Origin of the sequence: Streptomyces sp. NPDC015144, from assembly GCF_043079735.1 — a bacterium.
Classification (GTDB): Bacteria; Actinomycetota; Actinomycetes; order Streptomycetales; family Streptomycetaceae; genus Streptomyces.
The window spans coordinates 72,246-97,294 of the sequence record NZ_JBIBUU010000017.1 but is presented as its reverse complement, the minus strand read 5'-3'; the positions used below and the strand labels follow the sequence as shown (position 1 = coordinate 97,294).

Genomic DNA, 25,049 nt, shown 5'->3' with positions numbered 1-25,049 from the left:
CACCATTCCCCGCCGGGACCGGTACGACGAATACGGCCCGCCTGTGGACGACCCACCGCACCCCTCCCCGCCGACCTGGCAGCATGGGCGGAGTGACAGCAGCAACGCATTCCTCCCTCTTCCCCCAGGTCCCCGAGTCGGCCGACGCCGTGCTCGACGGCCTGGACCCCGAGCAGCGCGAGGTCGCCACGGCCCTGCACGGCCCGGTGTGCGTGCTGGCCGGAGCCGGTACGGGCAAGACGCGTGCGATCACCCACCGCATCGCCTACGGGGTGCGCGCCGGGATTCTCCAGCCGAGCAGCGTGCTGGCCGTCACGTTCACCAACCGGGCCGCCGGCGAGATGCGCGGCCGGCTCCGCCAGCTCGGCGCGGGCGGCGTCCAGGCGCGTACGTTCCACTCCGCCGCCCTGCGCCAGCTCCAGTACTTCTGGCCGAAGGCGGTCGGCGGCGAGCTGCCCCGGCTGCTGGAGCGCAAGGTCCAGCTGGTCGCCGAGGCGGCGGCCCGCTGTCGCATCCGCCTCGACCGCAACGAGCTGCGGGACGTCACCAGCGAGATCGAATGGTCCAAGGTCACCCAGACCGTCCCCGCCGACTACCCGGCCGTGGTCGCCAAGACCCAGCGCGACGCCCCCCGCGACCCGGCGGAGATCGCCCAGATCTACGCCACGTACGAGGAGCTGAAGCGCGACCGCTCGGTGATCGACTTCGAGGACGTGCTGCTTCTCACGGTCGCCATCCTCCAGGACCGCCACGACATCGCCGACCACGTCCGCCGCCAGTACCAGCACTTCGTCGTCGACGAGTACCAGGACGTCAGCCCGCTCCAGCAGCGGCTGCTCGACCTCTGGCTCGGCGACCGGGACAGCCTCTGCGTCGTCGGCGACGCCAGCCAGACGATCTACTCCTTCACCGGCGCCACCCCCGAGCACCTGCTGAACTTCCGCACCCGCCACCCGAGGGCCACGGTGGTCAAGCTGGTCCGCGACTACCGCTCCACCCCCCAGGTCGTCCACCTGGCCAACGGGCTGCTCGGCCAGGCCCGGGGCCGAGCCGCCGAGCACCGGCTCGAACTGGTCTCGCAGCGCGACCCCGGCCCCGAGCCCGCCTACACGGAGTACGCGGACGAGCCCTCGGAGGCCGAGGGCACCGCCCGCCGCATCCGCGACCTGATCGCCGCGGGCGTCCCGGCCGGCGAGATCGCCGTGCTCTACCGGGTCAACTCGCAGTCCGAGGTCTACGAGCAGGCCCTGTCCGACGCCGGTGTGCCCTACCAGCTCCGGGGCGCTGAGCGCTTCTTCGAACGGGCCGAGGTCCGGGAGGCGGGCGTCGCCCTGCGCGGCGCCGCCCGCGCCGGCGGCAACGACTCCCTGCTCGACGACGCCGAGGGCCTGCCCGCGGAGGTGCGCGCGGTGCTCTCCACCAAGGGATGGACCTCGGAGCCCCCCGCGGGCTCCGGCGCGGTGCGCGACCGCTGGGAGTCCCTGGCCGCCCTGGTCCGCCTCGCCGAGGACTTCGAACGGGCCAGGCCCGGCGCGACCCTCTCCGATCTGGTGGCGGAGCTCGACGAACGGGCCGCCGCCCAGCACGCCCCCACGATTCAGGGCGTCACCCTCGCCTCCCTCCACTCCGCGAAGGGCCTGGAGTGGGACGCGGTGTTCCTGGTCGGGCTGACCGAGGGCATGATGCCGATCGCGTACGCCAGGACCGACGAGCAGGTCGAGGAGGAGCGCCGGCTCCTCTACGTCGGCGTCACCCGGGCCCGTCTCCATCTGACGCTGTCGTGGTCGCTCGCCCGCTCTCCCGGCGGCCGTGCCGGGCGGCGCCCGAGCCGCTTCCTCAGCGGCCTGCGCCCGGGCTCCGGCCCGCTCGGCACCCGCAGCGCGCGTGGCGCGGTCGGCGGCGGGATCGAACGGGGCGCGGGACCGGCCGCCGCCAGACGGGGCCGCCGGGGCCCCGCCCGGTGCCGGGTCTGCGGCAGGACCCTCACCGACGCCGGAGAGATGAAGCTGATGCGCTGCGAGGACTGCCCCTCCGACATGGACGAGGCTTTGTACGAGCGGCTGCGCGACTGGCGCGCGGCCAGGGCCCGGGAGATCGGGCAGCCCGCGTACTGCGTGTTCACGGACAAGACGCTGATGGCGATCGCCGAGGCCGTACCGGGCAGCGCGGGCGAGCTGGCGGTGATCGCCGGGGTCGGCGCGCGGAAGCTGGGCCGGTTCGGAACCGCCGTTCTGGCCATCTGCGCAGGTGGGACGGTGGAGGAAGCGCTCGGCGAGGACACCGGCGAGGAGTGAGGAAAACTCGTCGGAAAAATAGTTTGCGCCCGCACCAGTCATCACCATAGGTTCTTAACCACGGAAACAACGGCTTCTCGGAAGCCTTGGGTCCGTGCTGTACTTATCCGAATACGTAGGACCGGCCCGCCGGTCCGCCCGAGACGCCGAGAGGAGGCGATTGAAGTGATCAGCATCATCGAGACCAACAAAATGACCGATCTTTCGGTCGTCTCCGCCTGCTCGCTCGGCCTCGCCTGCTCTTCCGAGTCCTCGCTCCGTGGCACCGGTCTGTCCGGCATTCCTGCCGTCCGTCCGCTGTCCCCGGCGAGCCTCCCGGCGCAGGAGCGCAATGAGCGACCGGCTCTGGCACCGGCAGCAGCAGTAGCGAAGGGACAGGCCCAGGCCTATGCCTTTGCCGCCGTCGGTGCGGGAGCTGAAGCCGGCGCCGATCAGCAGATGAAGCAGCACCACACGATGTGGGCCTTCCGTGGGCCTGAACCCTGGAGTCATCCAGCCTGATGCATCATCAGGCCGGCGCCTTCAGGGCCGCGGAACCCCACTCGGGATCCGCGGCCCTTTTGTTTTGTCCCAACGGACGAGACAACGCGAAGGGGCCTCGGGACAAGCACCACCCGGTACCAGCCGCCACTCGGCCAACAGGCCGGAACGACCAGACGAGGACACCACCCACCGTGCAACTCGAAACGCACGCCCCGTCCGTACCGACTTCCGACACGCTCCCGCCGCCCGGCCTCACGGAGGACTCCACCTTGACCCCCCTCGCCCCCCTCACCGCGCTCACCGCGCTCGACGACGCCATCGAGAACCTCGGCGTGCCCGTCCCGTGCCGCTCCTACGACCCGGAGGTCTTCTTCGCGGAGTCGCCCGCCGACGTCGAGTACGCCAAGTCCCTCTGCCGTACCTGCCCGCTCGTCGAGGCCTGCCTCGCGGGCGCCAAGGAGCGCCGCGAGCCGTGGGGTGTCTGGGGCGGTGAGCTCTTCATCCAGGGTGTCGTCGTCGCCCGGAAGCGGCCGCGTGGCCGTCCGCGCAAGAACCCGGTCGCGGCGTGATCGCCGGACTGGGGGTCACGGCCCCCCAACGCATCGGCACCATCGACCGTCCCCACACCCACGATCCCCGAAATCAGGCAGAAATGTCCGTCCCCACCCACGAGCCCGTCGGCTCCGCAACACCGAACGTCACGATCACCGGCGCGAACGACTCGCGTCAGAACAGGACCCGCGCCATGCAACTCATCCCAGAAGCCCTGGCCCGTGCCCATATGCACGAGCGCCTGCAGGAGGCCGACTCGCAACGACAGGCCGTGCGCCTGGTCAACGCGCGCCGGATGCAGCGCCGGGCCGAGCGCGCCTCGATGCGTGCCCGCCGGGCACTGGCCATGGCAGTCATGCACTAGCCAGGCACCGGCCGCGCCCTGCGCCGGCCACCTCACCGCCGGGCAGCCGCTCTCTGCCCGGCAGGGATTCGCGCCCCGGAACGGTACGCGAACCCGACAAGCAGTACCCCTTCCGCGGGGCCGGTCCGGACGGACCGGTTCCGCGGTCGTGCTGTGCGGCGAAGCCGGACGACACCGCGCGACATGCCGAGGGCGGCGTTATCGTCACGAGATGGACGAGGAGAAGCCGCACCGGACCCAGGAGCCCGCGCCGGGCGACGACGCTCCCGTCGTCTGCGCCCTGTGCGGCGCCTCGGCCGAGGGCGAGGCCGTACCGCCGACCTGGCTCTGTTCCGTGGAGAACGGCAGACGCCAGTACTTCTGCGACACGTGCGCCCGCACCCACATCAGGGCGATCGAGGGCCGCCTCGACTCCGACTGGTGGTGACGGCCCACCGCGGCGGCCCCGCCCCTGCCCTCGGGCCCGTCGACCGGCCCGCCCGCTATGCCCCTGACGGTGCGTCGCCCGCCAGCTCCTGCACCACGAGCCCCTTCCCGCTCGGCTCCGGCACGTCCGCACCCATCCGGCTCTCCTCCGGTCCACCGTCGGCCGGCCCGCTCTCGGCGGGTCCGTCCCCGGCCACCCCGTCCGTGTCCGGTTCGTCCTGCGGCAGGAAGCCCGGCAGCCAGGCTTCGAGCTCGTCGCGCAGCCGCACCGTCGCGTTCAACTGGCACAGCACCCCGATCGTGCTCAGCGTCACCCGGTGTATCAGCAGATACGCGGGCGGCAGATTCAGCTGCTTGCCCAACTGGTGGGCGGGGGAGCGGGGATCGGCGATCCGCGCCGCCTGGTTGCGCATCCAGCTCCGGGTGAACGTGAACTCCTCCACCTGCGCCGGCTCGATGATCGGCAGGAGGTAGTCCAGCACCGCGTCGGGGTCGAGATCGATCGTCTCCTTGACGAAGCCCTCCCCCCGCAGCAGTTCGTACACCGCTTCCGCCTCGCCCGACAGCGTCAGCCGCAGGGATTCCCCGATGATCTCCGGCAGGCCGCCCGGAAGCCGGTCGACCGTTCCGAAGTCCAGTACCCCGAGCCGCCACTCGCCGGTCCGGTCGACCGCCTCTCCGCCCCCCGATCCCGAGCCCTCTTCTCCTTCCTCTGTTCCTTCCACCGCTCCTCGGTCCTCCGGCGGCAGCAGCCGGAAGTTGCCCGGGTGCGGGTCCGCGTGCAGCAGACCGGTGCGCGCCGGCCCCGAGAAGAGGAAGCGCGCCAACAACTGTCCGGCCCGGTCCCGCTGCTCCGGCGTACCGTCGGCGATCACATCGGCGAGCGGGACGCCTTCCATCCACTCCGTCACCAGCACCTGGTCCGACCGGTGCACCACGCCGGGGATCACCACATCGGGATCGTCCGCGAACTCCTTGGCGTGGTCCCCCTGCGAACGGGCCTCCTGCTCGTAGTCCAGCTCCTCCGAGACGCGGTCGCGCAACTCCGTGATCAGGGGCTTGATGTCCATTCCGGGGATCAACGGACCGAGCAGACGGGCGAATCTGCTGAGCTGGGTCAGATCCGAGAGCAGCGCCTCCCCGGCACCCGGATACTGCACCTTCACCGCCACGGCCCGCCCGTCGTGCCACACCGCCCGGTGCACCTGGCCGATCGAGGCGGCGGCCGACGGCTTGTCGTCGAACGTGAGGAACAGCTCCCGCCAGTCCTCCCCGAGCCGCTCCGCCAACACCGCGTGCACAGTGTCACTGGGCATCGGGGGCGCGGCTTCCTGCAGTTTGGTGAGGGCCGCCCGGTACGGTCCGGCGACCTCCTCCGGCAGGGCCGACTCGAAGACCGACAGCGCCTGGCCGAGCTTCATCGCCCCTCCCTTCAACTCACCCAGAACGCGGAACAACTGGTCCGCGGTGCGTTGCTGGACCTCCCGGGCGACCAGCTCCGCCGATCTCCCGCCGATCCGCTTGCCCAGACCCCACGTCGCCCGGCCGGCGAAGCCCAGAGGCAGGGCGGCCAGCTTGGCGGTACGGGTGACCGCTTTCCGGGGAAGATCAGACATGAGCCCCTCCAAATCCCAGACCGCCGTACCGCGCGCGGCGGCTACCCGGCCATTGTGTCCTGCCGTACCTCGCTATCGGAGGAGCGATCCTCCCCAATGTGCCCGGCCGCCCCGCAGGAACAGTCGAGGCGCGGTGACCACCGCTCGGGACGCCATTCCAGCAGCGGCAGCGCCGCCTCCCAACGGGTTCCCGTGCTCGCGGGCAGATCGCCGTCCAGGAAGGACAGCGCGTGCGCGGCCGCCAGCCCGGCCACCGCCGTCGCCAGACCCAGGTCACAGGCCTGCACCGCCGTCCGCCGGCCGGACCGCCACTGCGACAGCATCCTGGTCCAGTCGGGATCCCGGGCCGCGCGCTCCAACGCCATGCATTGCGCGCAGGCCGTGCCGCCGGGCAGCACCAGCGGCCCGACGATCCCCGTCGACTCCAGCACCCCGGCATAGAGATGCGGCGTGCCCGACGCGATCCAGGGCTCGGCCGACCTGGGGTCGGGGACGTACACCGAGAATCCGTCGCGCGGGGCCACCACGACCAGGGACAGCCCCGGCTCGCCGCCGCCGGGCGGTCCCGCCGTCTCCGCGGCCCGGGGCGCCGTACCGGGCGCGGACCTGCGCACCAACTGCCGGGCGGCGGTGTCCCGGCGCTCCCCGACGGCTGTCGCCGGAAGCCCGCCGGGCGAGACGTCGGACGGCTCGGTGTGCCCGCCGTCGAGCACCTCCACCCGGCCCACCCCGGACCCGGACAGCACCGCCGCGATCGCGGCCCCCACCCGGCCCGCTCCCCTCACCTGGACCCGCATCGCCCGCCGGGCCGCCAACCGCCTCATCCCGCCGCCCGGTTCGGGGTGCACGACGGAGAGCGAGGCGAGGTCGGGGCGGTGCCGCTCCAGCGCACCGGGCCGGTTGCGCAGGACATCGGCCTCCGGACCGGCGGCCCGTACGTCGTCGATCAGCCCGGCGTCCAGCAACCGTCCCACCAGTGTGTCCACGTGTGCCTCGGTCAGCCCGAGCGTGCGGGCCTCCTCGTACAGCAGCGGCAGCCCGCGCGTCCCGTCGAGCATTTCCAGGAAACTGCCCGTCGTGATGTCCAGCGGACCGAACTTCACCGCATGGGCGTGCGTCACCCCGAACTGCACGGTCCCCGCGCTGCGCCAGGCGCGGCGCAGTGCGGGCTTCAACATCGGATACATCGGATACATGGCTGCCCCCGGTCTGCTCTGTGTCCCTCGGTCCTGCTCCCTGCGTGGTCCCGCGCATGGGCCGGGACCCGGATCCTCGCCGGACCCGTTGCCAGAATGCATGCCGGGGCCGAAACGTGCGGAAAGTTGTCCACAGGCACGGGGTGTTAGTCATTCAAATGGTGGGGGAAGGGAACGGATCGAGCCCGAACCGTCCGGAGCCGGGATTTCTCCCACCGGCACCGGGTAACGTCGTGGCGTGCCCGCCGACCCGTCACCCGGAATCGCCGGGGAGACCCCCGCGCGCCGTGCCGGAACCCAGCAGCAAAGTGCCGCGGACCGTCCGCCCCGCGCCCCGGTGGCGAACGCCGTCGAGGTCCGCAGGAGCAACCGCCGCCGCAGAACGGTCTCCGCCTACCGGGAGGGTGACCGCACCATCGTGCTCATCCCGGCCCGGATGTCGGAGGCCGAGGAGCGGCGCTGGGTGGGCGTGATGCTCGACAAACTCGCGGCGCAGGAGAGCAAGAAGGTCTTCGGCGACAGCGAGCTGGCCGAGCGCGCCGAGCGGCTGTCCGCCCAGTACTTCCAGGGCCGGGCCAGGCCGGCCTCGGTGCGGTGGGTCACCAACCAGAACAGCCGATGGGGCTCCTGCACCCCGGCGGAGGGCAGCATCCGCCTCTCGCACCGGCTGCAGGGCATGCCCGAGTACGTCATCGACTACGTGCTCCTCCACGAGCTGGCGCATCTGCTCGTCCCCGGGCACGGCCCGGACTTCTGGCGGTTGCTGGAGGGGTATCCCCGTACCGAACGGGCGCGCGGATACCTGGAGGGCGTGGTCGCCGCCGACCGGTTGCCGCGCCTTCCCGCCGCGCGAGGTGAGTGACCAGCGCCGATTCTGTACCGGGTGTGCACCGGCTTGGATCGATGTCGGAGTTTGCGGTTAGCCTGGCGCGACGCATTCACCTTCGGGATGGGGGACGGTCGTTACGTATGGCCAGGGAATTCCAACGCGGCCACAAGGCCAGGATCAGCGACCTCACAGCGGGGACGGACCTGTACGTAGGCGTGCAGATCGCCGGCCAGGGACTGACTTTCGACATCAGCTGCTTCGGTCTCGACGCCAACGAGCAGCTCTCTGACGACCGCTATTTCGTCTTCTTCAACCAGCCCAAATCGCCGGAGGAGTCCATCCAGCTCCTCGGCCCGCAGGCCGGTGACACCGAGTCGTTCCGCGTCACCCTGGACCGCGTCCCGGCACACATCCACAAGCTGTCGTTCACCGCGACGATCGACGGGGCCGGGCAGATGTCCCAGGTCGGTCCCGGCTACATCCGGGTCGTCGCGGGTGGCGAGGAGGTCGTCAGGTACGCCTTCACCGGCTCGGAGTTCACCACCGAGCGTGCGGTGATGCTGGGCGACTTCTACCTGAAGGACGTCTGGCGCTTCGCCGCGGTCGGTCAGGGCTTCGACGGCGGTCTCGAAGCGCTGCTGAAGAATTTCGGCGGCGAGGTCGCCGAGGAGGAGCCCGCCGCGCCCCAGCCGGAGGCGGCTGCACCCCCGGCGTTCGCCCCGCCCGCCCAGGCGTCCGCGCCGCCCCCTGCCCCGTCCTTCGGTGCGCCCGCCGCACCGGCACCGCCCCCCGCCCCGTCCTTCGGCGCCCCTGCCGCGCAGCCTCCCGCCGCGCCACCGCCGGCCCCGGCCCCCGTGCCGCCGCAGCAGATGCACGCCGCGCCGACGATGGTGGCACCACTGGCACCGCACGGCGGCCCGGTGCCGCCCCCGCCCCCGCCCGCCGCGCCCTACGGGCATCCGGGGCAGCCGCCGCAGCCGCAGTTCGGGCAGGTCCCCGGCCAGGCACCGCCCGCGGCCCCGTACGGTCAGCAGCCCCCTGGGCCCTACGGCCAGCCGCCCGCGGCCCCGTTCGGTCAGCAGCCTCCCGGGATGCAGCCTCCCGGTGTTCCGCACGGCGTTCCCCAGGGGGTGCCGCAGGCCGGTGCCGGTCTCCAGGCAGCTCTTCAGCTCTACAAGGAGACGGACAACGGCCAGCGCTGGACCTCGCAGAACCAGCAGCTCATGCGGGTCGACCTCGACAAGGGCGGCACGCCCGTGCTCGCCCGCCAGGGCAGCATGGTGATGTACCAGGGCAAGGTCGACTTCGGCTACAAGGGCGCCGGTTTCGCCGGCCGCATCGTCGGCAACGCCACCGGCCAGGAGATGCAGCTGATGCGCTGCACCGGCCGCGGCCAGGTCTTCCTCGCCGAGGAGGGCTCCCACCTGCACCCCATCGAGCTCCAGGGCGACGGAATCTGCGTCTCGGCGGAGAACGTTCTCGCCTTCGACGAGACCCTTCAGTACGAGGTCCGCAGGATCGACGGCCACGGCATCCCCGGCGGTGCCCTGTTCACCATGCAGTTCCAGGGCACCGGCACGGTCGTCGTCAAGACCCACGGCACCCCCGTCGTGCTGCCCGTCACGCCGACCACCTTCGCCGACTGCAACGCCGTCGTGGCCTGGTCGTCCGGGTCCCAGGTGATCATCTCCAGCCAGGTCCGGCTGCGCCGCAACGCGTACCCCGGGCACAGCGGGGAGACCGTGAACCTCCAGTTCCGGGGCGCCCCCGGCAACTTCATCGTCGTCCAGCCCTACGAGGTCTGAGGGAGCCCGTCATGAACCAGCAGCTCGCGGGCTACGTCCCGACCCCGGTCACCGCCCGGATGGAGAACCACGGCCACACGATGCTCAAGGTCGCCATGGCCACCGGCCAGGACCTTTACGCGCGTACCGGCTCGATGGTCGCCTACGAGGGCTTCATCCAGTACGAGCCCAACCCGCCCGCCGTCCGGCAGATCGCCTCCCAGTGGCTCACCGGTGAGAGCACGCCGATCATGAAGTGCTCCGGCGACGGTCTGCTCTACCTCGCCGACTACGGCGCCGACGTGGTCGTCATCAACCTCAACAACGAGTCCCTCTCGGTCAACGGGACCAATGTCCTCGCCTTCGACGCCCATCTCACCTGGGGTGTCGAGCGGGTCAAGGGCCTCGCCAAGTTCGCCGGGCAGGGCCTGTGGAACGTCTGCATCTCCGGCACCGGATGGGTCGCGATCACCTCGCGCGGCACGCCCATCGTCGTCGACTGCGGACGCGGCGAGGATGAGACGTACGTCGACCCGGACGCGCTCGTGGCCTGGTCCCCGAACCTCAAGGTCAAGGGGAAGCGCAGCTTCAAGGCGTCCTCGCTCATCGGGCGGGGCAGCGGCGAGGCGTACCAGATGGCGTTCTCCGGCCAGGGCATCGTCGTCGTCCAGCCGAGCGAGGACAGTACCGACCGCCTGCGGATCCGGAACTGACGGGGGAGGGGAACACACCATGCAGAGTCCGCTTTTCAGCCACACCGAGCAGCAGTCCCAGGAGCGGTACACCGTCCAGAACCCGCAGCTCCTGCGGGTCTCGCTGACCGGCCACGACGACGTCCTCGCCCGCAAGGGGGCCATGGTCGCGTACCAGGGCCTGATGGAGTTCGACGGCGAGTACCAGTCGCAGGGGCAGCGTCATGCCCGCGCGCACACCGGCGAGGGCCTCGAACTGATGCGGTGCTCCGGCCAGGGCACCGTCTTCTTCGCCAACCTGGCGCAGCACATCCACGTCGTGGACGTCGACCACGACGGCATCACCGTGGACAGTGCCTACGTCCTGGCTCTGGACTCCGCGCTGCACACCGAGGTCATCGCGGTGGACAGCCAGTACGGCATCTCGGGCACCGGGAAGTACCAGCTCAACATCTCCGGCAGCGGCAAGGTCGCGCTGATGACCTCGGGCCAGCCGCTGATGATGCAGGTCACGCCGGACAAGTACGTCAATGCCGACGCCGACGCGATCGTCGCCTGGTCCAGCTCGCTGCGGGTGCAGATGCAGGCCCAGACCCATTCCTCGGGCGTCTGGCGCAGGCGCGGCAGCACCGGCGAGGGCTGGGAGCTCAGCTTCCTCGGCCAGGGTTTCGCCCTGGTCCAGCCGAGCGAGGTGCTGCCTCCGCAGAGCCATGACATCGGCCAGGGCATCCGGGCCCAGTACGGCATGGGGCAGCAGGGCGCCCACGGCCAGAACCAGAACAACACCTGGAACTGAACCGCCGGCACGAAACGTGCGCCACGGCCGAGGGGCGGTCCTCACGCGGGGACCGCCCCTCGGCCGTGGCCGCGAAGCCTGGCACGGCCAAGGGCCGAGCCCGGTGGGCCGGGGCCGCTACCGGCGTTCCGCCAGCGCGGCGCGGGTGCGCTCCAGCAGCCGCACGACGGAGGCGTCGGCCACCGAGGCGACCTCGTCGTACGCGAACCAGCGCAGGTCCAGCGATTCGTCGCTGATCCGCTCGGTGGAGCCGGCGGGGGCCAGCGCCGCGTACTGGACGTCCAGATGCCAGTGGCAGGGGGCGGGGATCGGATGGCGGTCCAGCGTGACCGGGCCGCCCCCGAGCAGGGTCAGCCCGGGGATGCCGGACTCCTCGGTGGCCTCCCGGAGCGCTGCCGCGGCGAGCGAGGCGTCCTGCGGTTCGCAGTGGCCGCCCATCTGCAGCCACATCCGCAGCTTGCGGTGGAGGGTGAGCAGCACCCGCCCGTGCTCCGGATCGACCACCAGCGCGCTGGCCGTGAGGTGGCCCGCCCCGCAGGACTTCCACATGCCGTCGGGGTGGTGCGCCAGATGGTCGAGGTAGACCTGGCGCAGCTCCTCCTGAGCCGGATCCGCCGGGCTGTCGTACGCCTTCAGTACGAGGGTGGCGTCGTCGTGGAGGCTCACCGGCCGGTGTCGTCCTTGCCGTCCTCGTCGTCCGCCTCGGGCTTGCCCGGGCCCTTCGCCGCCTCGCCGAGCATCTTGTCCAGCTCGGAGAAGTCCAGCTGCTCGTGGTGGACGAAACCGTCCGGGTCGTCCAGGTCCTGGGCGGTCGGCAGCATGTCGGGGTGCTCCCACAGGGCGTCGCGGCCGTCGAGACCGCGCGCGTCGGTGAGCGAGGCCCACAGCCGGGACGCGTCCCGCAGCCGCCTCGGGCGCAGCTGCAGACCGATGAGCGTCGCGAAGGTCTGCTCGGCGGGACCACCGGAGGCACGGCGCCTGCGCATCGTCTCGCGCAGCGCGTCCGCCGAGGTCAGACGGGACTTCGCGGCCTCGTGCACCACGGCGTCCACCCAGCCCTCGACGAGCGCCAGCGCCGTCTCCAGACGGGCCAGGGCGGCCTTCTGCTCCGGCGTGTCCTCCGGCTGGAACATGCCCTGCTGGAGGGCGTCCTGGAGCTGCTCGGGCTGCGACGGGTCGAACTGGCCGACCACGTCCTCCAGCTTGCTGGTGTCGACCTTGATGCCGCGCGCGTATCCCTCGACGGCGCCGAACAGGTGCGACCGCAGCCACGGGACGTGGGCGAAGAGGCGCTGGTGGGCCGCCTCGCGCAGTGCCAGGTACAGCCGCACCTCCTCCTGCGGCACGCTGAGGTCCTTGCCGAACCGCTCCACGTTCAGCGGCAGCAGCGCGGCCTTGCCCGCCGGGCCCAGCGGCAGACCGATGTCGGTCGACCCGACCACCTCACCGGCGAGCACACCGACGGCCTGCCCGATCTGCTGACCGAACATGGCGCCGCCCATCGACCGCATCATGCCGATCAGCGGCCCGGCCATCGCCTGCATCTCCTCGGGCAGCACGTCGCCCATGGCGAGGCCGACGCGCTCCGCCACCGGGTCGACCAGCTTCTGCCAGGCGGGCAGGGACGCCTCGACCCACTCCGCGCGGCTCCACGCCACCGTCGAGACCGAACCGGAGGGCAGCGACGTCACCCCGTCCAGCCAGAGGTCGGCCAGGCGCAGCGCCTCGTCGACCGCGGACCGCTCCGAGGCACCGACGCTGGCGTCCTTCGTGCCGTCCGGCGTGCCCTGCGAGACCGTCTGGCGGGCGATCTGCTTGGCCATGTCCCAGTTCACCGGGCCGCCCTCGTAGCTCAGCATCTGGCCGAGCTGCTGGAAGGCGGCGCCCAGGTCGTTGGGGTTCATCGAGCCGAACATCGCCGCGAACGGGTTGTCCCCGCCCGCGCCCGGCCCGAAGCCGAACGGGTTCGCCGGCCCGCCCGAGCCCTGCCCACCTCCGGTGGGGTCCTTCTTCTTGCCCTCGTCGCCGTTGTCCGGCTCCTCCGGCGGAAGGCCGAATCCGAATGGGGTGTCACTCACGGGTTTCCTCGGCTCGTAGGGCCGCCGGCTCGAACCGACGGCGACTGCCCGACATCACCATCCAGCGTAGACACCAAAAGTCCCCGCAGGGCCTCAGTGCTCCGCCGGCTCCCGGCCTGCGGCAGGATGGACGCCACCTGGTACGCACGCGTCATTCGGGTACGTACTGAAGACAACCGCTGGAGATGCCTGGTGAGTTCCCCAGATCCTCAGGTTCGCGCAGCGCGAAACCTGTCCGCTCCCTCGACCGAGAACAAACCGGAAAAGAGCCGGTCCAGGAACCGTGGCCCCGTGGTCGCGGTCACCGGGGCCGCCGGCGGCGTGGGCGAACTGCTCACCGCGCGCCTCGCGGCGTCCGAGGAGATCAAGCAGGTCATCGCCATCGACGAGCGACGCGGCGAGGTCTCGGAGGCGACCTGGCACATCCTCGACGTGCGTGATCCCGCCATCGCGGAGAAGCTGCGCGGCGCGGACGTCGTGGTGCACCTCGCGCTCGATCTCGACCTGGAGACCGATCCGGCCGCCCGTACCGCGTACAACGTGCGCGGCACCCAGACCGTGCTGACCGCGGCCGCCGCCGTCGGTGTGCACCGGGTCGTGCTGTGCACCTCGGCGATGGTCTACGGGGCCCTGCCCGACAACGACATCCCGCTCTCCGAGGACGCCGAACTGCGGGCCACCGCGGAGGCCACCGGTGTCGGCGACCTGCTGGAGATCGAACGGCTCGGCCGCCGCGCGCCCCGCGCCCACCCCGGACTCAACGTGACCGTGGTCCGCCCCACGGTCCTGGTGGGCGGTACGGACACCGCGCTGACCCGTTACTTCGAGTCACCGCGTCTCCTGGTCGTCGCCGGATCCCGTCCGACCTGGCAGTTCTGCCACGTCGAGGACCTGGTCACGGCCCTGGAGTACGCCGCGCTGGAGAAGATCGACGGAGAGTTCGCGGTCGGCTGCGACGGCTGGCTGGAGCAGGAGGAGGTGGAGGAGCTCAGCGGCGTCCGGCGGATGGAGCTGCCCTCCGCGGTGGCCCTGGGCGCCGCCGCCCGGCTGCACCGGATCGGCCTCACCCCCTCCCCGGCCGGTGACCTGGCGTACACGATGCATCCCTGGGTGGTCAGCGTGAGCCGGCTCCACGACGTGGGCTGGCGTCCGGGCTGGACCAACGAGGAGGTGCTCGCCGCGCTCCTGGAGGAGGTCGAGGGGCGGCACACCGTTGCCGGGCGGCGTCTCGGCCGCAAGGACGCCACCGCCGCCGGTGCCGCCGGGGCGACCGTGGCGCTGCTCGGCACCGCCGCCCTGGTGCGCCGGGCCCGCAAGGCCCGCCGCCGGATCTGAGGGCGGCGCGGCCGCGCCCGACGGGGTTCTTCTGTAGGAGGCTCCAAGGCCGGGGGCGGCCCGCCGGTGAAATCCGCAATTCCGCCCGGCGCCCCGGTGCGGCACCATGGGCCCCATGGCACCCACCAACCACCATCCCGGTGAGCGGGCGGCGGACGACCCGGTCCGGCTGCTGGAGATCCGCGACACCCCCCTCTCGATCGACGAGGTCTTCCGGGCCGTCGGGGACGACGCGGCGGGCGGCACGGCGCTCTTCGTCGGTACGGTGCGCAACCACGACGGCGGCCAGGACGTCGGCGGGCTCGGCTACTCCTGTCACCCCTCGGCGCGGGACGAGATGCGCCGGGTGGCCGAGAAGGTCGCCGCGGACTTCCCGGTCCGGGCACTGGCGGCGGTCCACCGGGTGGGCGACCTCCAGGTGGGCGATCTCGCCGTCATCGTCGCCGTCTCCTGCCCGCACCGTGCCGAGGCGTTCGCGGCCAGCCGCAGACTCATCGACGACCTCAAGCACGAGGTCCCGATCTGGAAGCACCAGCGATTCTCGGACGGCACCGAGGAATGGGTCGGCGCCTGCTGATCGCAAGCGCGTGTCCGACGCGGCAGGGGCGGACCCGCCCTGGCCGGAGGACCATCCGGGCGACCCGATTTGCGTAACTCAGGCCCTGCCGTGAGCGTTGTTTCACCGGACGGTTAATCTGCTGATCGGTCAGTTGCGGTCGCTCATGGGTAGGGAGGTCGTAATGGCAGCGCTTGCCTGGTTGATGATTCCGCTTTTCGCTGCGCTCGGCTCTGCGATATGGAGTAGCTGGGCCGCTCGAAATCGAACCACCGGCGATGCCTCGGAGCTCGTCGGCTATGCCCGGTTCCGCGAGGCGATGGAGAAGTCGCGTTCCGGTTCCGACGTCGTCTGAACGGTCCCGCGCGTATGCGGTCGCCAATCCGCGCTGCGGCCTGCCCCTGAACGGTCCCGGCCGCCGGGGCGCTGCCGCCCGGTGCCCCGTCCGTACGGACCGGCCCCGACAGTGCACTGACAGACCCTTCCCGTACTGTCGTTCCATGCCACGCCGCACCGCGACGCTGCTCGCCTCCACGCTGATCCTCATCGCGCTGCTCTGCGTCGGCGTGGTGGTCAAGGTCCCGTACTCGGAGATGTCCCCGGGCCCGACCGTGAACACCCTCGGCAAGGCGGGCGGCGAACCGGTCCTGCAGATCTCCGGGCACAAGACGTATCCGACCTCCGGCCACCTCAACATGACGACGGTCAGGGTCACCGGCGCCGACTACCGGATGAACGTCGTCGAGGCCGTCTACGGATGGCTGGGGCACGACAGCCTGGTCGTGCCGCACGACACCCTCTACCCGGACGGGAAGACCGAGCAGCAGTCGACGCAGGAGAACGCCGAGGAGTTCAGCCAGTCCCAGGAGAGCGCCAAGGTCGCCGCCCTCAACGAACTGGGCATCCCGGTGAAGTCGCGCGTCGTGGTCTCCACGGTCGTCAAGGGCAGCCCCGCCCAGGGGAAGCTGCACGCCGGCGATGTGATCAAGCAGGTGGACGGCGAGGCGGTGAAGCGGCCCGAGGACGTCGCGAAGCTCGTCACCCGCAACGATCCCGGCGAGAAGGTCACGTTCACCGTCGTCCCGGCGCGTACGGCCCAGGAGGCGGAGAAGGCGGGCAAGGAGCCCGTGGGCAGCCGGGAGGTCGTCATCACGACCGTGAAGGCCCCCAAGGAGGACCGCGCGATCGTCGGCATCCAGGCCGGGACGGACCACACCTTCCCGTTCCGGATCGACATCAAGCTCGCCGACGTCGGCGGCCCGAGCGCCGGTCTGATGTTCTCGCTCGGCATCGTCGACAAGCTCACGCCCGGCGATCTCACCGGCGGCAAGTTCGTCGCGGGCACCGGCACGATGGACGACAAGGGCAAGGTGGGCCCGATCGGCGGCATCACGATGAAGCTGGTCGGCGCGCGTGACGCCGGGGCGGAGTACTTCCTCACCCCGGCGGAGAACTGCGCGGCCGCCGCCTCGGACACCCCGAGCGGGCTCACGCTGGTGAAGGTGAAGACGATCGGCGACGCGAAGAAGTCGCTGGAGAAGATCCGGGTGGGGGACACGGCCGGGCTGCCGAGCTGCTCGGCGGGCTGACCGCGCCCCCCTGCGGGCGTGACAGGTCAGGCCTCGAAGGTCGCCGCCAGCGCGTCGGCCAGTCCGGGCACCAGCCCGGCGCCGGTCCGCACCTCGCTCGGGGTGTCCTTCGCGCGCAGCCGTACGGCCGCCTCGCGGGTGCCGTCCCGGAGGACCGCCACGGTCATCCGCACCTCCTGGCGCTCCGGGTGCTCGGCCACCCACGAGGTCAGCTGCGCGTCGCTGAGCCCTTCGGGCACGGACGCCTCGGCGGACGGCGGCAGCATCAGCCGCTCCACCGACATGGCGCAGCCCGTCACCGCGTCCGGCCAGGCGATCGTGGCGAGGAACTCGTCGAGGGCGGTGCCGGGCGGCAGCTCGTCCTGTTCGACGGGGGTCAGTGCGGAGGCCGGCGCCTCGGCGCCGTCCAGGCCGAGCTGGGTGGCCAGGGCGGGCTCCTGGCGGCGGAGCCGGGCGGTGTCGACCAGGGCGAAGAGCCGGGCCGGCTGGTCCCAGCCGAGGCCGGAAATGTACTCGTCGATTTCGAGCACGGCCACGGTGAGCGGGCTCGCGGCCATCGGAGGGCCTGAGGGGGAAACGTTGGACATGGCAATATCCTGCCTCCTTCGCCCCCGGAAACGGGAACTAGGTAAAGCGTCAGTAAGTTGAACAAGCGGGCTCTACGATCGCTGGGCCCGCTTCACAACGACCCGCGAACTTCGAGGTGCGCACCTTGGCTTTCCAGATGCCGGACCGCGGCGGAGGCCCCACCGGGCCACGGATCAGAGTCGGCCGCCCGTCCCGGCGTGCCCGTACCCTGCTCATGACACTGGGCGTCCTGGCGGTTCTCGCCATGGCGTTCGTCATGTTCGCCGGGTTCTGGACGGACTGGTTGTGGTACCGGTCGGTCGATTATTCGTCCGTCTTCACCACCACTCTGTGGACCAAGATCGGGCTGTTCCTCGTCTTCGGACTCCTGATGGCCTTCGCCGTCGGTCTGAACATCTGGCTCGCCCACCGGCTCCGGCCGCCGCTGAGCGCGATGTCGCTGGAGCAGCAGAGCCTGGACCGCTACCGCATGAGTCTCGCCCCGCACAAGAAGTGGGTGCTGCTCGCGATCACCGCGCTCGTCGGCCTGATCGCCGGAGCATCGGCCTCCGGTCAGTGGCGTACCTGGCTGATGTACGTGAACGGAGTGGCGTTCGGGCAGAAGGACCCCCAGTTCCACCTGGACGTGTCCTTCTACGCCTTCGATCTGCCCTGGTACCGCTTCCTGCTCGGCTTCGGCTTCGCGGCCACGGTGCTCTCGCTGATCGCCGCCGCGATGACCCACTACCTGTACGGCGGGCTCCGCGTCACCAGCCCCGGCGCGCGGGCGACCGGCGCGGCCACCGGCCATCTGTCGGTGCTGCTCGGTGTCTTCGTCTCGCTGAAGGCCGTGGCCTACTGGCTCGACCGGTACGGCCTGGCCGTGAAGTCCAGCGACTTCAAGGCCACCGACAACTGGACGGGTCTGCGGTACGTCGACGCCAACGCCTACCTTCCGGCGAAGACCATCCTGTTCTGCATCGCCGCGATCTGCGCGGTGCTGTTCTTCGCGACGCTCTGGCGCCGCACCTGGCAGCTCCCGGTGATCGGCTTCGGGCTGATGGTGCTCTCCGCCGTGCTGATCGGCGGGCTGTACCCGGCGATCGTGCAGAAGTTCCAGGTCCAGCCGAACGAGCAGGCCAAGGAAGCCCCCTTCATCCGGAAGAACATCGAAGCGACGCGTGACGCGTACGACATCGACCGGGCGCAGGTCCAGGACTACTCGGGCAAGAGCACGACCGAGGACGACGCCAAGCTGCGCGCGAGCGCGAACGACGCCGCCAGCTACCGCGTGATGGACCCCAACGTCGTCTCCCCGGCCTTCCAGCAGCTCCAGCAGAAGAGGAACTACTACCAGTTCCCCAAGACGCTGGACGTCGACCGCTACAAGGACGCCGACGGCAAGGACCAGGACACGGTCATCGGTCTGCGCGAGCTCAACCTCGACGGCATCCCCAAGCGCAACTGGATCAACGACCACTTCACCTACACCCACGGCTACGGCGCCATCGCGGCCCGCGGCACGACGACGGGCAAGAACCCGAAGGGTTCACCGGACTTCACCGAGTCGGGTCTGCCGACCACGGGTGATCTGGGTACGTACGAGCAGCGGATCTACTACGGCGAGAAGACCGAGCAGTACTCCATCGTCGGCGGGCCCCAGAAGGAGCTCGACTACGAGGAGGACGGCGAGAAGACCACGAGCTACAAGGGCGACAGCGGGGTCAGCCTCTCCAACGCCTTCAACCGTGCCGCGTACGCCGTCTCGTTCAGCGAGCCGCAGATCCTCTACTCGGGGGCCATCGGCGACGGCTCGCGGATCCTCTACAACCGCACGCCCAAGGAGCGCGTCGAGGCGGTCGCCCCGTGGCTGACCATCGACGGCGACGCCTACCCGGCGGTGGTGAAGGGCCGCATCCAGTGGGTCGTCGACGCGTACACCACGATGAACGGCTACCCGTACGCCTCGCGTACGACGCTCGGTGACACCACGGCCGACTCGCTGACCACCAACCAGCGCGCGGTGGTCGCCCAGCAGAACCAGGTCAACTACATCCGCAACTCGGTGAAGGCCACCGTCGACGCGTACGACGGCACGGTCAAGCTCTACGAGTGGGACACCAAGGACCCGGTGCTCAAGACCTGGCGCAAGGCGTTCCCCGGGACCGTGGAGTCCCGGGCGGACATTCCGCAGGAGCTCGTGGACCACCTGCGGTACCCGCAGGACCTGTTCAAGGTCCAGCGCGAGCTGCTCACCCGCTACCACGTCACCAACCCCGCGCAGTTCTACAGCGGCAGTGACGCCTGGCAGGTGCCGGACGACCCGACCAACAAGGACTCCGGTGCCGTCCCGCCGTACTACCTGAGCATAAAGATGCCGGACCAGACGGCTCAGAAGTTCTCGCTGACGACGACCTTCACCCCGAAGGGGCGGCCCGACCTCGGGGCGTTCATGGCGGTGGACGCGGACGCTGCCAGCAAGGACTACGGCACGATAAGGCTGCTCAGGGTCACCACCACGGTGAAGGGCCCCGGTCAGGTACAGAGTGAGCTCAACGGCAACGACGACGTCGCCGAGTTCGTGCGGAACCTGAAGGGGACCGACTCCGACATCGAGTACGGCAACCTGCTGACCGTGCCGCTCGAAGGGGGCTTCCTCTACATCGAGCCGGTGTACACGCGCGGTGGTACGCAGAACTACCCGCTGCTGCGCAAGGTCGCCGCTTCGTACGGATCGAAGACCGTCTTCGAGAACAGTCTCGGCGAGGCGCTCAACGCGGTCTTCGGGGTGACGGACTCCGGCACCACCGAGCCGCCGGGCGAAACCCGGCCCCCGGGCGAGACCACCGAGCCGCCGGCCACCGGTGACGCGGCGCTGAAGAAGGCGATCGCGGACGCGCAGAAGGCCTACTCGGAGGGCGAGGCGGCCCTGAAGGAGCAGGACTGGACCGCTTACGGCAAGGCCCAGGCGGATCTCCAGGACGCGCTCCAGCGTGCTGCGGCCGCCCAGCCCAAGCCGGGCGCCGAGAGCGACGGCCCGAAGGGTGCGGACTCCTCGGGTGGCTCCGACAAGAGCACGGCCGCTTCCGGTGGTTCCGACAAGAAGAAGGACGAACCGGCCGGAAGCGACAGCGGCGGCTGAGCAACCCGGTAAAGCTCCACCTCGCGTCGTGGTACGGTTGCAACACAACGACGCGGGGTGGAGCAGCTCGGTAGCTCGCTGGGCTCATAACCCAGAGGTCGCAGGTTCAAATCCTGTCCCCGCTACTGAAAGACCAAGGCCCGGATCCTTTCGAGGATCCGGGCCTTCGTCATGCCATGGCGACTTTCTTGTGCAGGGTGAGTGAAGTGCGGTTCGGGGGGCACGTGTTGGCTCCGAACGTGTTTGACTTGTCTCTCTGTGGGCATGTCGACAAAACGCTGAAGTGACCTCACGGTCCTCGTTGTACCGGTGTACGCGGGGTGCGGGTGGTGCGACGATGGAATTTATGGGGGACAGGGCAACTCTGTTGGAGACAGGGCGGTTTATACGGCGACGCACTCATCTGGGCGAGAGTGCGTCGGATGCGGCTTCTGGTAGTCCCGTCGTGGGGGACAAAGAGACCACCGGCACATGGGGGACACCCGGGGCACCTGGGATCATCAAGGCGACCGAGACCGCCGAGACTGCGGGGTGTGCCGCGACCGCCGAGAGCACGGGGACCGAGGAGACCGGGGGCGCGGAGAGCGCCGAGAGCCCGGAGAGCGCCGAGAGCGAGGCACGGCACCGCCGCGCCGCCGACGCCGGGGACACCGCGTCGATGAGCATCCTCGGTGCCCTGCTGTTGCGCAGGGGGGACCTGGACGGGGCGGAGCCCTATCTGCGCGGGGCCACCGCCGAGGGCGACCGGGCCGCCGCCAACAACCTGGGCGTCCTCCTCCACCAGCGCGGATACGTGGACGACGCGGCCGGCTGGTGGCGCATCGCCGCCGTCGCGGGCTCGGCCCCCGCCGCGCACGCGCTGGGCCGCCACTACCGCGAGCGGGGCGACGAGCCCGGCGCCGAGTACTGGCTGCGGCAGTCCGCCGAGCAGGGGCACGCGCTGGGCGCGTACGCCCTGGCCGAGCTGCTGGAGCACCGCGGCGACGTCGGCGCCGAGCGCTGGCTGCGCGCCGCGGCCGAGCAGGGGCACCGGGAAGCCGCGTACCGCCTGGCCCGGCTGCTGGACCGCTCGCCGGCCGACGACCCGCACGACGCCTTCGGGCGGCCGCGTACGGGCCCCGGCGCGTCCGGCCGGGGTGCCGCGCGCACCGGGAACGGCCCGGCGACGGGGCGGGCGGGCGAGGCCGAGCAGTGGTACCGGCAGGCCGCCGCACGCGGTCACCGGCGGGCCGCCCTGCACCTCGGCGCCATCCTCGAACGGCGCGGCGAGGCCAAGGAGGCGGGCCGCTGGTACCTCGTCTCGGCGAAGGCCGGTGAGGCGCGGGCCGCCTGCGCGCTCGGCTTCCTGCTGCGGGACGCGGGCGACGAGGAGAGCGCCGCCGTCTGGTGGCTGCGCGCCGCCCAGGAGGGCGACGGGAACGCGGCCAACGCGCTGGGCGCCCTGCACGCCGCCCGGGGGGAGCAGCAGACCGCCGAGCGCTGGTACCGCGCCGCCATGGACGCGGGCGACGTCAACGGCGCCTACAACCTGGGCCTGCTCTGCGCCGCCCAGGACCGTACGCCGCAGGCCGAGCAGTGGTACCGCCGCGCCGCGTACGCGGGCCACCGGGAGGCCGCCAACGCGCTGGCCGTGCTCCTGCTCCAGGCGGACGACGCGACCGGTGCCGAGCCCTGGTTCTCCAAGGCCGCCGAGGCGGGCAGCGTGGACGCGGCGTTCAACCTCGGCATCCTGTACTCCGGGCGCGAGGAGGACCGCATGGCGCTGGTCTGGTACGAGCGCGCCGCCGCGGCCGGCCACACCGAGGCCGCCCTCCAGGTCGGCATGGCCCTGCTGCACCAGGGCGAGGAGCAGGAGGCGGAGCGGCACCTGCGGTGCGCGGCCGGAGGCGGCAGCGCGGAGGCGGCCTTCCGGCTGGCCGGGGTGCTGGACTCGCGGCAGCCGCCGCCCGGTGCGCCCGCCCTCGGCGAGCCGATGCCCGCGAAGACCGAGTGCGAGGAGTGGTACGAGCGCGCCGCCGAACAGGGCCACCGCCGTGCCCAGGTCCGGGCCGGGATGCTCGCGGCGGCCCGGGGCGACATGGACAGCGCCGCCCGCTGGTACCGGGAGGCCGCCGAGGCGGGCAGCCGCAACGGCGCGTTCAACCTCGGGCTGTTGCTGGCCCGCGAGGGCGGCGAGCGGGAGGCGGCGCTCTGGTGGAGCCGGGCGGCGAACGACGGCCATGGCCGGGCCGCGCTCCGCCTCGCCCTCCTGGCCGCCCGTCGCGGCGAGCTCACCGAGGGGCAGCGCTGGTGCGCCCGGGCGGTGGAGCTGGGCCCGGCGGAGGTCGCCGAGCGCGCCGCCCGGCTGCGGGAGGCGCTGCACCAGGAGCTGACCGCGTAGGACGCGTCCGGCGGGCGGCCCGGCCGGTCGCCGCCGGGCCGCCCGCCCGTACCGCGCCGGAATCGATTTGCGCTGGTCCGGAGCCGTGACGTACAGTTCTAAACACAACGACGCGGGGTGGAGCAGCTCGGTAGCTCGCTGGGCTCATAACCCAGAGGTCGCAGGTTCAAATCCTGTCCCCGCTACTGAAACAGAAGGCCGGATCCTTTCGAGGATCCGGCCTTCTGCATAGGTGCGTGCGGATTCAGTAGGTGCGGAATTCGAAACGCGTACATGTGAAAGGGCCCCGGCGCATGGAGATGTGCGCCGGGGCCCTTCGCGTACGGATTCAGACAGTGGCCGCGCAGCCCGGACAGATGCCCCGGTAGGTCACCTCGACGTCGGAGACCGTGAAGCCGAAGCGCTCGTCGCTCGGCAGGTCCGCCAGCGGGTCGCCGGCCGGGTGCACGTCGCGGATCGTGCCGCAGCTCGCGCAGACCAGGTGGTGGTGGGGGCGGTGCGCGTTCGGGTCGTACCGCTTGGCGCGGCGGTCCGTGGAGACCTCGATGACCTCGCCGAGGGTCACCATCTCGCCCAGCGTGTTGTAGACGGTGGCGCGGGAGATCTCGGGGAGCTTGGCCACGGCCCTGGCGTGGACCTCGTCGGCCGTCAGATGTACATGGTCCCCGTCGAGTACCTCGGCGACGACGCGGCGCTGCGCGGTCATGCGCCAGCCGCGGCTGCGAAGTCGTTCCAACAGGTCACTCATGGGGATAAGCCTAACAGTCAAGGGACCGTGTCCCGAACGGGTGTGAATCTGGACTTTCGCTTGACTTGGACTTTGTCCATTGTAGGATCGGCAGCGGCATACGCCAAGGGACAGGCTGTGCACGACATGACGAATGTGCAGGAACGACGCAGGAGGCGCACGTGACGCAGGGACCGCTCACCACGGAGGCCGGCGCGCCGGTCGCCGACAACCAGAACAGCCAGACCGCGGGCGTCGGCGGTCCGGTTCTGGTGCAGGACCAGTCGCTGCTGGAGAAGCTCGCCCACTTCAACCGCGAGCGCATCCCGGAGCGCATCGTGCACGCCCGCGGCGCCGGTGCGTACGGCACGTTCACGCTGACCCGGGACGTCTCCCAGTGGACGCGGGCGAAGTTCCTCTCCGAGGTCGGCAAGCAGACGGAGACCTTCCTCCGCTTCTCGACGGTGGCGGGCAACCTCGGCGCGGCCGACGCGGTGCGCGACCCCCGGGGCTTCGCGCTGAAGTTCTACACCGAGGAGGGCAACTACGACCTCGTCGGCAACAACACCCCGGTGTTCTTCATCAAGGACGCCATCAAGTTCCCCGACTTCATCCACACCCAGAAGCGCGACCCGTACACCGGCTCGCAGGAGGCGGACAACGTCTGGGACTTCTGGGGGCTGTCGCCCGAGTCGACCCACCAGGTGACCTGGCTCTTCGGAGACCGCGGCATCCCGGCCTCGTACCGCCACATGAACGGCTACGGCTCGCACACGTACCAGTGGAGCAACGAGGCGGGCGAGGTCTTCTGGGTCAAGTACCACTTCAAGACCGACCAGGGCATCAAGAACCTCACCCAGGCCGAGGCCAACAAGCTCGCCGGTGAGGACCCCGACAGCCACCAGCGCGATCTGCGCGAGGCCATCGAGCGCGGTGACTTCCCGAGCTGGACGGTGCAGGTCCAGATCATGCCGGCGGCCGAGGCGGCCACGTACCGCTTCAACCCGTTCGACCTCACCAAGGTGTGGCCGCACGAGGACTACCCGCCGATCGAGATCGGGAAGCTGGAGCTCAACCGCAACCCGGAGAACATCTTCGCCGAGGTCGAGCAGTCGATCTTCAGCCCCGCGCACTTCGTGCCGGGCATCGGCCCGTCCCCGGACAAGATGCTCCAGGGCCGCCTCTTCGCGTACGGCGACGCCCACCGCTACCGCGTCGGCATCAACGCCGACCACCTGCCGGTGAACCGCCCGCACGCCACCGAGGCGCGGACCAACAGCCGTGACGGCTTCCTGTACGACGGCCGCCACAAGGGCGCGAAGAACTACGAGCCGAACAGCTTCGGCGGCCCGTTCGAGACCGGCCGTCCGCTGTGGGAGGCCACCCAGGTCAGTGGTGACGTCCACACGCACGTGGCGCCGAACCACGCCGAGGACAACGACTTCGTGCAGGCCGGGAACCTCTACCGGCTGTACTCCGAGGACGAGAAGGCGCGGCTGGTGGAGAACCTCGCCGGGTTCATCGCCAAGGTGTCCCGCGACGACATCGCCGAGCGCGCGGTCAACAACTTCCGCCAGGCGGACGGCGACTTCGGCAAGCGTCTGGAGGCCGCGGTCCAGGCCCTGCGCGGCTGATCCGGGCGG

22 protein-coding genes and 2 tRNA genes are annotated in these 25,049 nt (G+C 71.0%); 18 read left to right on the top strand and 6 right to left on the bottom strand.

Going from position 1 to position 25,049, the window contains the following annotated elements; all coding sequences use genetic code 11:
• The first annotated feature begins 92 nt into the window (after positions 1-92).
• The 5 genes from ACF08W_RS26160 (at position 93) to ACF08W_RS26140 (ending at position 4,120) form a co-directional block, all read left to right on the top strand.
• The gene (locus ACF08W_RS26160; RefSeq protein ID WP_352278326.1) at positions 93-2,294 is read left to right on the top strand and encodes an ATP-dependent DNA helicase UvrD2; all 2,202 of its coding nucleotides are present in this window, start codon (positions 93-95) and stop codon (positions 2,292-2,294) included.
• 165 nt (positions 2,295-2,459) lie between these two features.
• Positions 2,460-2,795 carry a hypothetical protein gene (locus tag ACF08W_RS26155; RefSeq protein WP_352278328.1) on the top strand — a complete coding sequence of 112 codons (336 nt, stop codon included), beginning with the start codon at positions 2,460-2,462 and terminating at the stop codon, positions 2,793-2,795.
• 173 nt (positions 2,796-2,968) lie between these two features.
• Positions 2,969-3,346: a WhiB family transcriptional regulator gene (locus ACF08W_RS26150; RefSeq protein ID WP_385217866.1), complete on the top strand. Its 378-nt coding sequence runs from the start codon at positions 2,969-2,971 to the stop codon at positions 3,344-3,346.
• On the top strand, positions 3,343-3,693 hold the full coding sequence (locus tag ACF08W_RS26145) for a hypothetical protein (protein ID WP_352278331.1): 351 nt from the start codon (positions 3,343-3,345) through the stop codon (positions 3,691-3,693). Before ACF08W_RS26150 ends, ACF08W_RS26145 begins: the two co-directional genes overlap by 4 nt.
• A 211-nt stretch (positions 3,694-3,904) precedes the next feature.
• Positions 3,905-4,120, top strand: coding sequence for a hypothetical protein (locus ACF08W_RS26140; RefSeq protein WP_385217862.1), 216 nt, complete (start codon positions 3,905-3,907; stop codon positions 4,118-4,120).
• A gap of 55 nt (positions 4,121-4,175) precedes the next feature.
• On the opposite strand, the gene ACF08W_RS26135 is transcribed toward ACF08W_RS26140, so the two are convergent.
• Positions 4,176-5,735 (bottom strand): ABC1 kinase family protein, encoded by a 1,560-nt coding sequence (locus ACF08W_RS26135; protein WP_392280706.1) that lies wholly within the window; start codon positions 5,733-5,735, stop codon positions 4,176-4,178.
• A 41-nt stretch (positions 5,736-5,776) separates the two neighbouring features.
• Positions 5,777-6,922, bottom strand: a complete 1,146-nt coding sequence (locus ACF08W_RS26130; RefSeq protein WP_385217856.1) for a ThiF family adenylyltransferase — start codon at positions 6,920-6,922, stop codon at positions 5,777-5,779.
• 247 nt (positions 6,923-7,169) lie between these two features.
• Here ACF08W_RS26130 and ACF08W_RS26125 point away from each other — a divergent pair, with 247 nt between their 5' ends.
• From ACF08W_RS26125 to ACF08W_RS26110, 4 genes are all read left to right on the top strand, one after another.
• Positions 7,170-7,793, top strand: a complete 624-nt coding sequence (locus ACF08W_RS26125) for a M48 family metallopeptidase (RefSeq protein WP_352278338.1) — start codon at positions 7,170-7,172, stop codon at positions 7,791-7,793.
• 107 nt (positions 7,794-7,900) lie between these two features.
• Complete coding sequence (locus ACF08W_RS26120) at positions 7,901-9,565, top strand: TerD family protein (protein ID WP_392280705.1); 1,665 nt, start codon at positions 7,901-7,903, stop codon at positions 9,563-9,565.
• A gap of 11 nt (positions 9,566-9,576) precedes the next feature.
• Positions 9,577-10,257, top strand: a complete 681-nt coding sequence (locus tag ACF08W_RS26115; RefSeq protein WP_392280704.1) for an AIM24 family protein — start codon at positions 9,577-9,579, stop codon at positions 10,255-10,257.
• A gap of 19 nt (positions 10,258-10,276) precedes the next feature.
• Complete coding sequence (locus tag ACF08W_RS26110; RefSeq protein ID WP_352278343.1) at positions 10,277-11,032, top strand: AIM24 family protein; 756 nt, start codon at positions 10,277-10,279, stop codon at positions 11,030-11,032.
• Positions 11,033-11,149: 117 nt separating this feature from the next.
• Here the strand turns inward: ACF08W_RS26110 and ACF08W_RS26105 are convergent, their stop codons facing one another.
• Both ACF08W_RS26105 and ACF08W_RS26100 read right to left on the bottom strand, forming a co-directional pair.
• A complete protein-coding gene (locus tag ACF08W_RS26105) occupies positions 11,150-11,698 on the bottom strand; it encodes an NUDIX hydrolase (protein ID WP_352278344.1) in 549 nt (182 codons plus the stop codon).
• Positions 11,695-13,110, bottom strand: a complete 1,416-nt coding sequence (locus tag ACF08W_RS26100) for a zinc-dependent metalloprotease (RefSeq protein ID WP_385217847.1) — start codon at positions 13,108-13,110, stop codon at positions 11,695-11,697. Before ACF08W_RS26100 ends, ACF08W_RS26105 begins: the two co-directional genes overlap by 4 nt.
• Before the next feature lie 192 nt (positions 13,111-13,302).
• Between ACF08W_RS26100 and ACF08W_RS26095 the strand changes: the two genes are divergently transcribed.
• The 4 genes from ACF08W_RS26095 to ACF08W_RS26080 all read left to right on the top strand — a co-directional run bounded on the left by ACF08W_RS26095 (position 13,303) and on the right by ACF08W_RS26080 (position 16,590).
• Positions 13,303-14,445, top strand: coding sequence for an SDR family oxidoreductase (locus ACF08W_RS26095; RefSeq protein WP_366293016.1), 1,143 nt, complete (start codon positions 13,303-13,305; stop codon positions 14,443-14,445).
• 115 nt (positions 14,446-14,560) lie between these two features.
• A complete protein-coding gene (locus tag ACF08W_RS26090; protein WP_352278350.1) occupies positions 14,561-15,022 on the top strand; it encodes a molybdenum cofactor biosynthesis protein MoaE in 462 nt (153 codons plus the stop codon).
• Positions 15,023-15,185: 163 nt separating this feature from the next.
• Positions 15,186-15,356 carry a hypothetical protein gene (locus ACF08W_RS26085; protein WP_352278352.1) on the top strand — a complete coding sequence of 57 codons (171 nt, stop codon included), beginning with the start codon at positions 15,186-15,188 and terminating at the stop codon, positions 15,354-15,356.
• A 145-nt stretch (positions 15,357-15,501) separates the two neighbouring features.
• The gene (locus ACF08W_RS26080; protein ID WP_352278353.1) at positions 15,502-16,590 is read left to right on the top strand and encodes a PDZ domain-containing protein; all 1,089 of its coding nucleotides are present in this window, start codon (positions 15,502-15,504) and stop codon (positions 16,588-16,590) included.
• Between the two features lie 26 nt (positions 16,591-16,616).
• On the opposite strand, the gene ACF08W_RS26075 is transcribed toward ACF08W_RS26080, so the two are convergent.
• A complete protein-coding gene (locus ACF08W_RS26075; RefSeq protein ID WP_392280703.1) occupies positions 16,617-17,177 on the bottom strand; it encodes a PPA1309 family protein in 561 nt (186 codons plus the stop codon).
• Positions 17,178-17,314: 137 nt separating this feature from the next.
• On the opposite strand from ACF08W_RS26075, the gene ACF08W_RS26070 reads away from it, so the two are divergent.
• The 4 genes from ACF08W_RS26070 (at position 17,315) to ACF08W_RS26055 (ending at position 22,864) form a co-directional block, all read left to right on the top strand.
• On the top strand, positions 17,315-20,299 hold the full coding sequence (locus ACF08W_RS26070; protein WP_392280738.1) for a UPF0182 family protein: 2,985 nt from the start codon (positions 17,315-17,317) through the stop codon (positions 20,297-20,299).
• A 51-nt stretch (positions 20,300-20,350) separates the two neighbouring features.
• Positions 20,351-20,424 (top strand) — tRNA-Met (locus ACF08W_RS26065).
• Positions 20,425-20,636: 212 nt separating this feature from the next.
• Positions 20,637-22,679 (top strand): tetratricopeptide repeat protein, encoded by a 2,043-nt coding sequence (locus ACF08W_RS26060; RefSeq protein ID WP_352278356.1) that lies wholly within the window; start codon positions 20,637-20,639, stop codon positions 22,677-22,679.
• 111 nt (positions 22,680-22,790) lie between these two features.
• Positions 22,791-22,864 (top strand) — tRNA-Met (locus tag ACF08W_RS26055).
• A gap of 143 nt (positions 22,865-23,007) precedes the next feature.
• Here the strand turns inward: ACF08W_RS26055 and ACF08W_RS26050 are convergent.
• The gene (locus ACF08W_RS26050) at positions 23,008-23,427 is read right to left on the bottom strand and encodes a Fur family transcriptional regulator (protein ID WP_385217836.1); all 420 of its coding nucleotides are present in this window, start codon (positions 23,425-23,427) and stop codon (positions 23,008-23,010) included.
• A 161-nt stretch (positions 23,428-23,588) separates the two neighbouring features.
• Between ACF08W_RS26050 and ACF08W_RS26045 the strand changes: the two genes are divergently transcribed.
• On the top strand, positions 23,589-25,040 hold the full coding sequence (locus ACF08W_RS26045; RefSeq protein ID WP_385217833.1) for a catalase: 1,452 nt from the start codon (positions 23,589-23,591) through the stop codon (positions 25,038-25,040).
• Positions 25,041-25,049 lie beyond the last annotated feature (9 nt).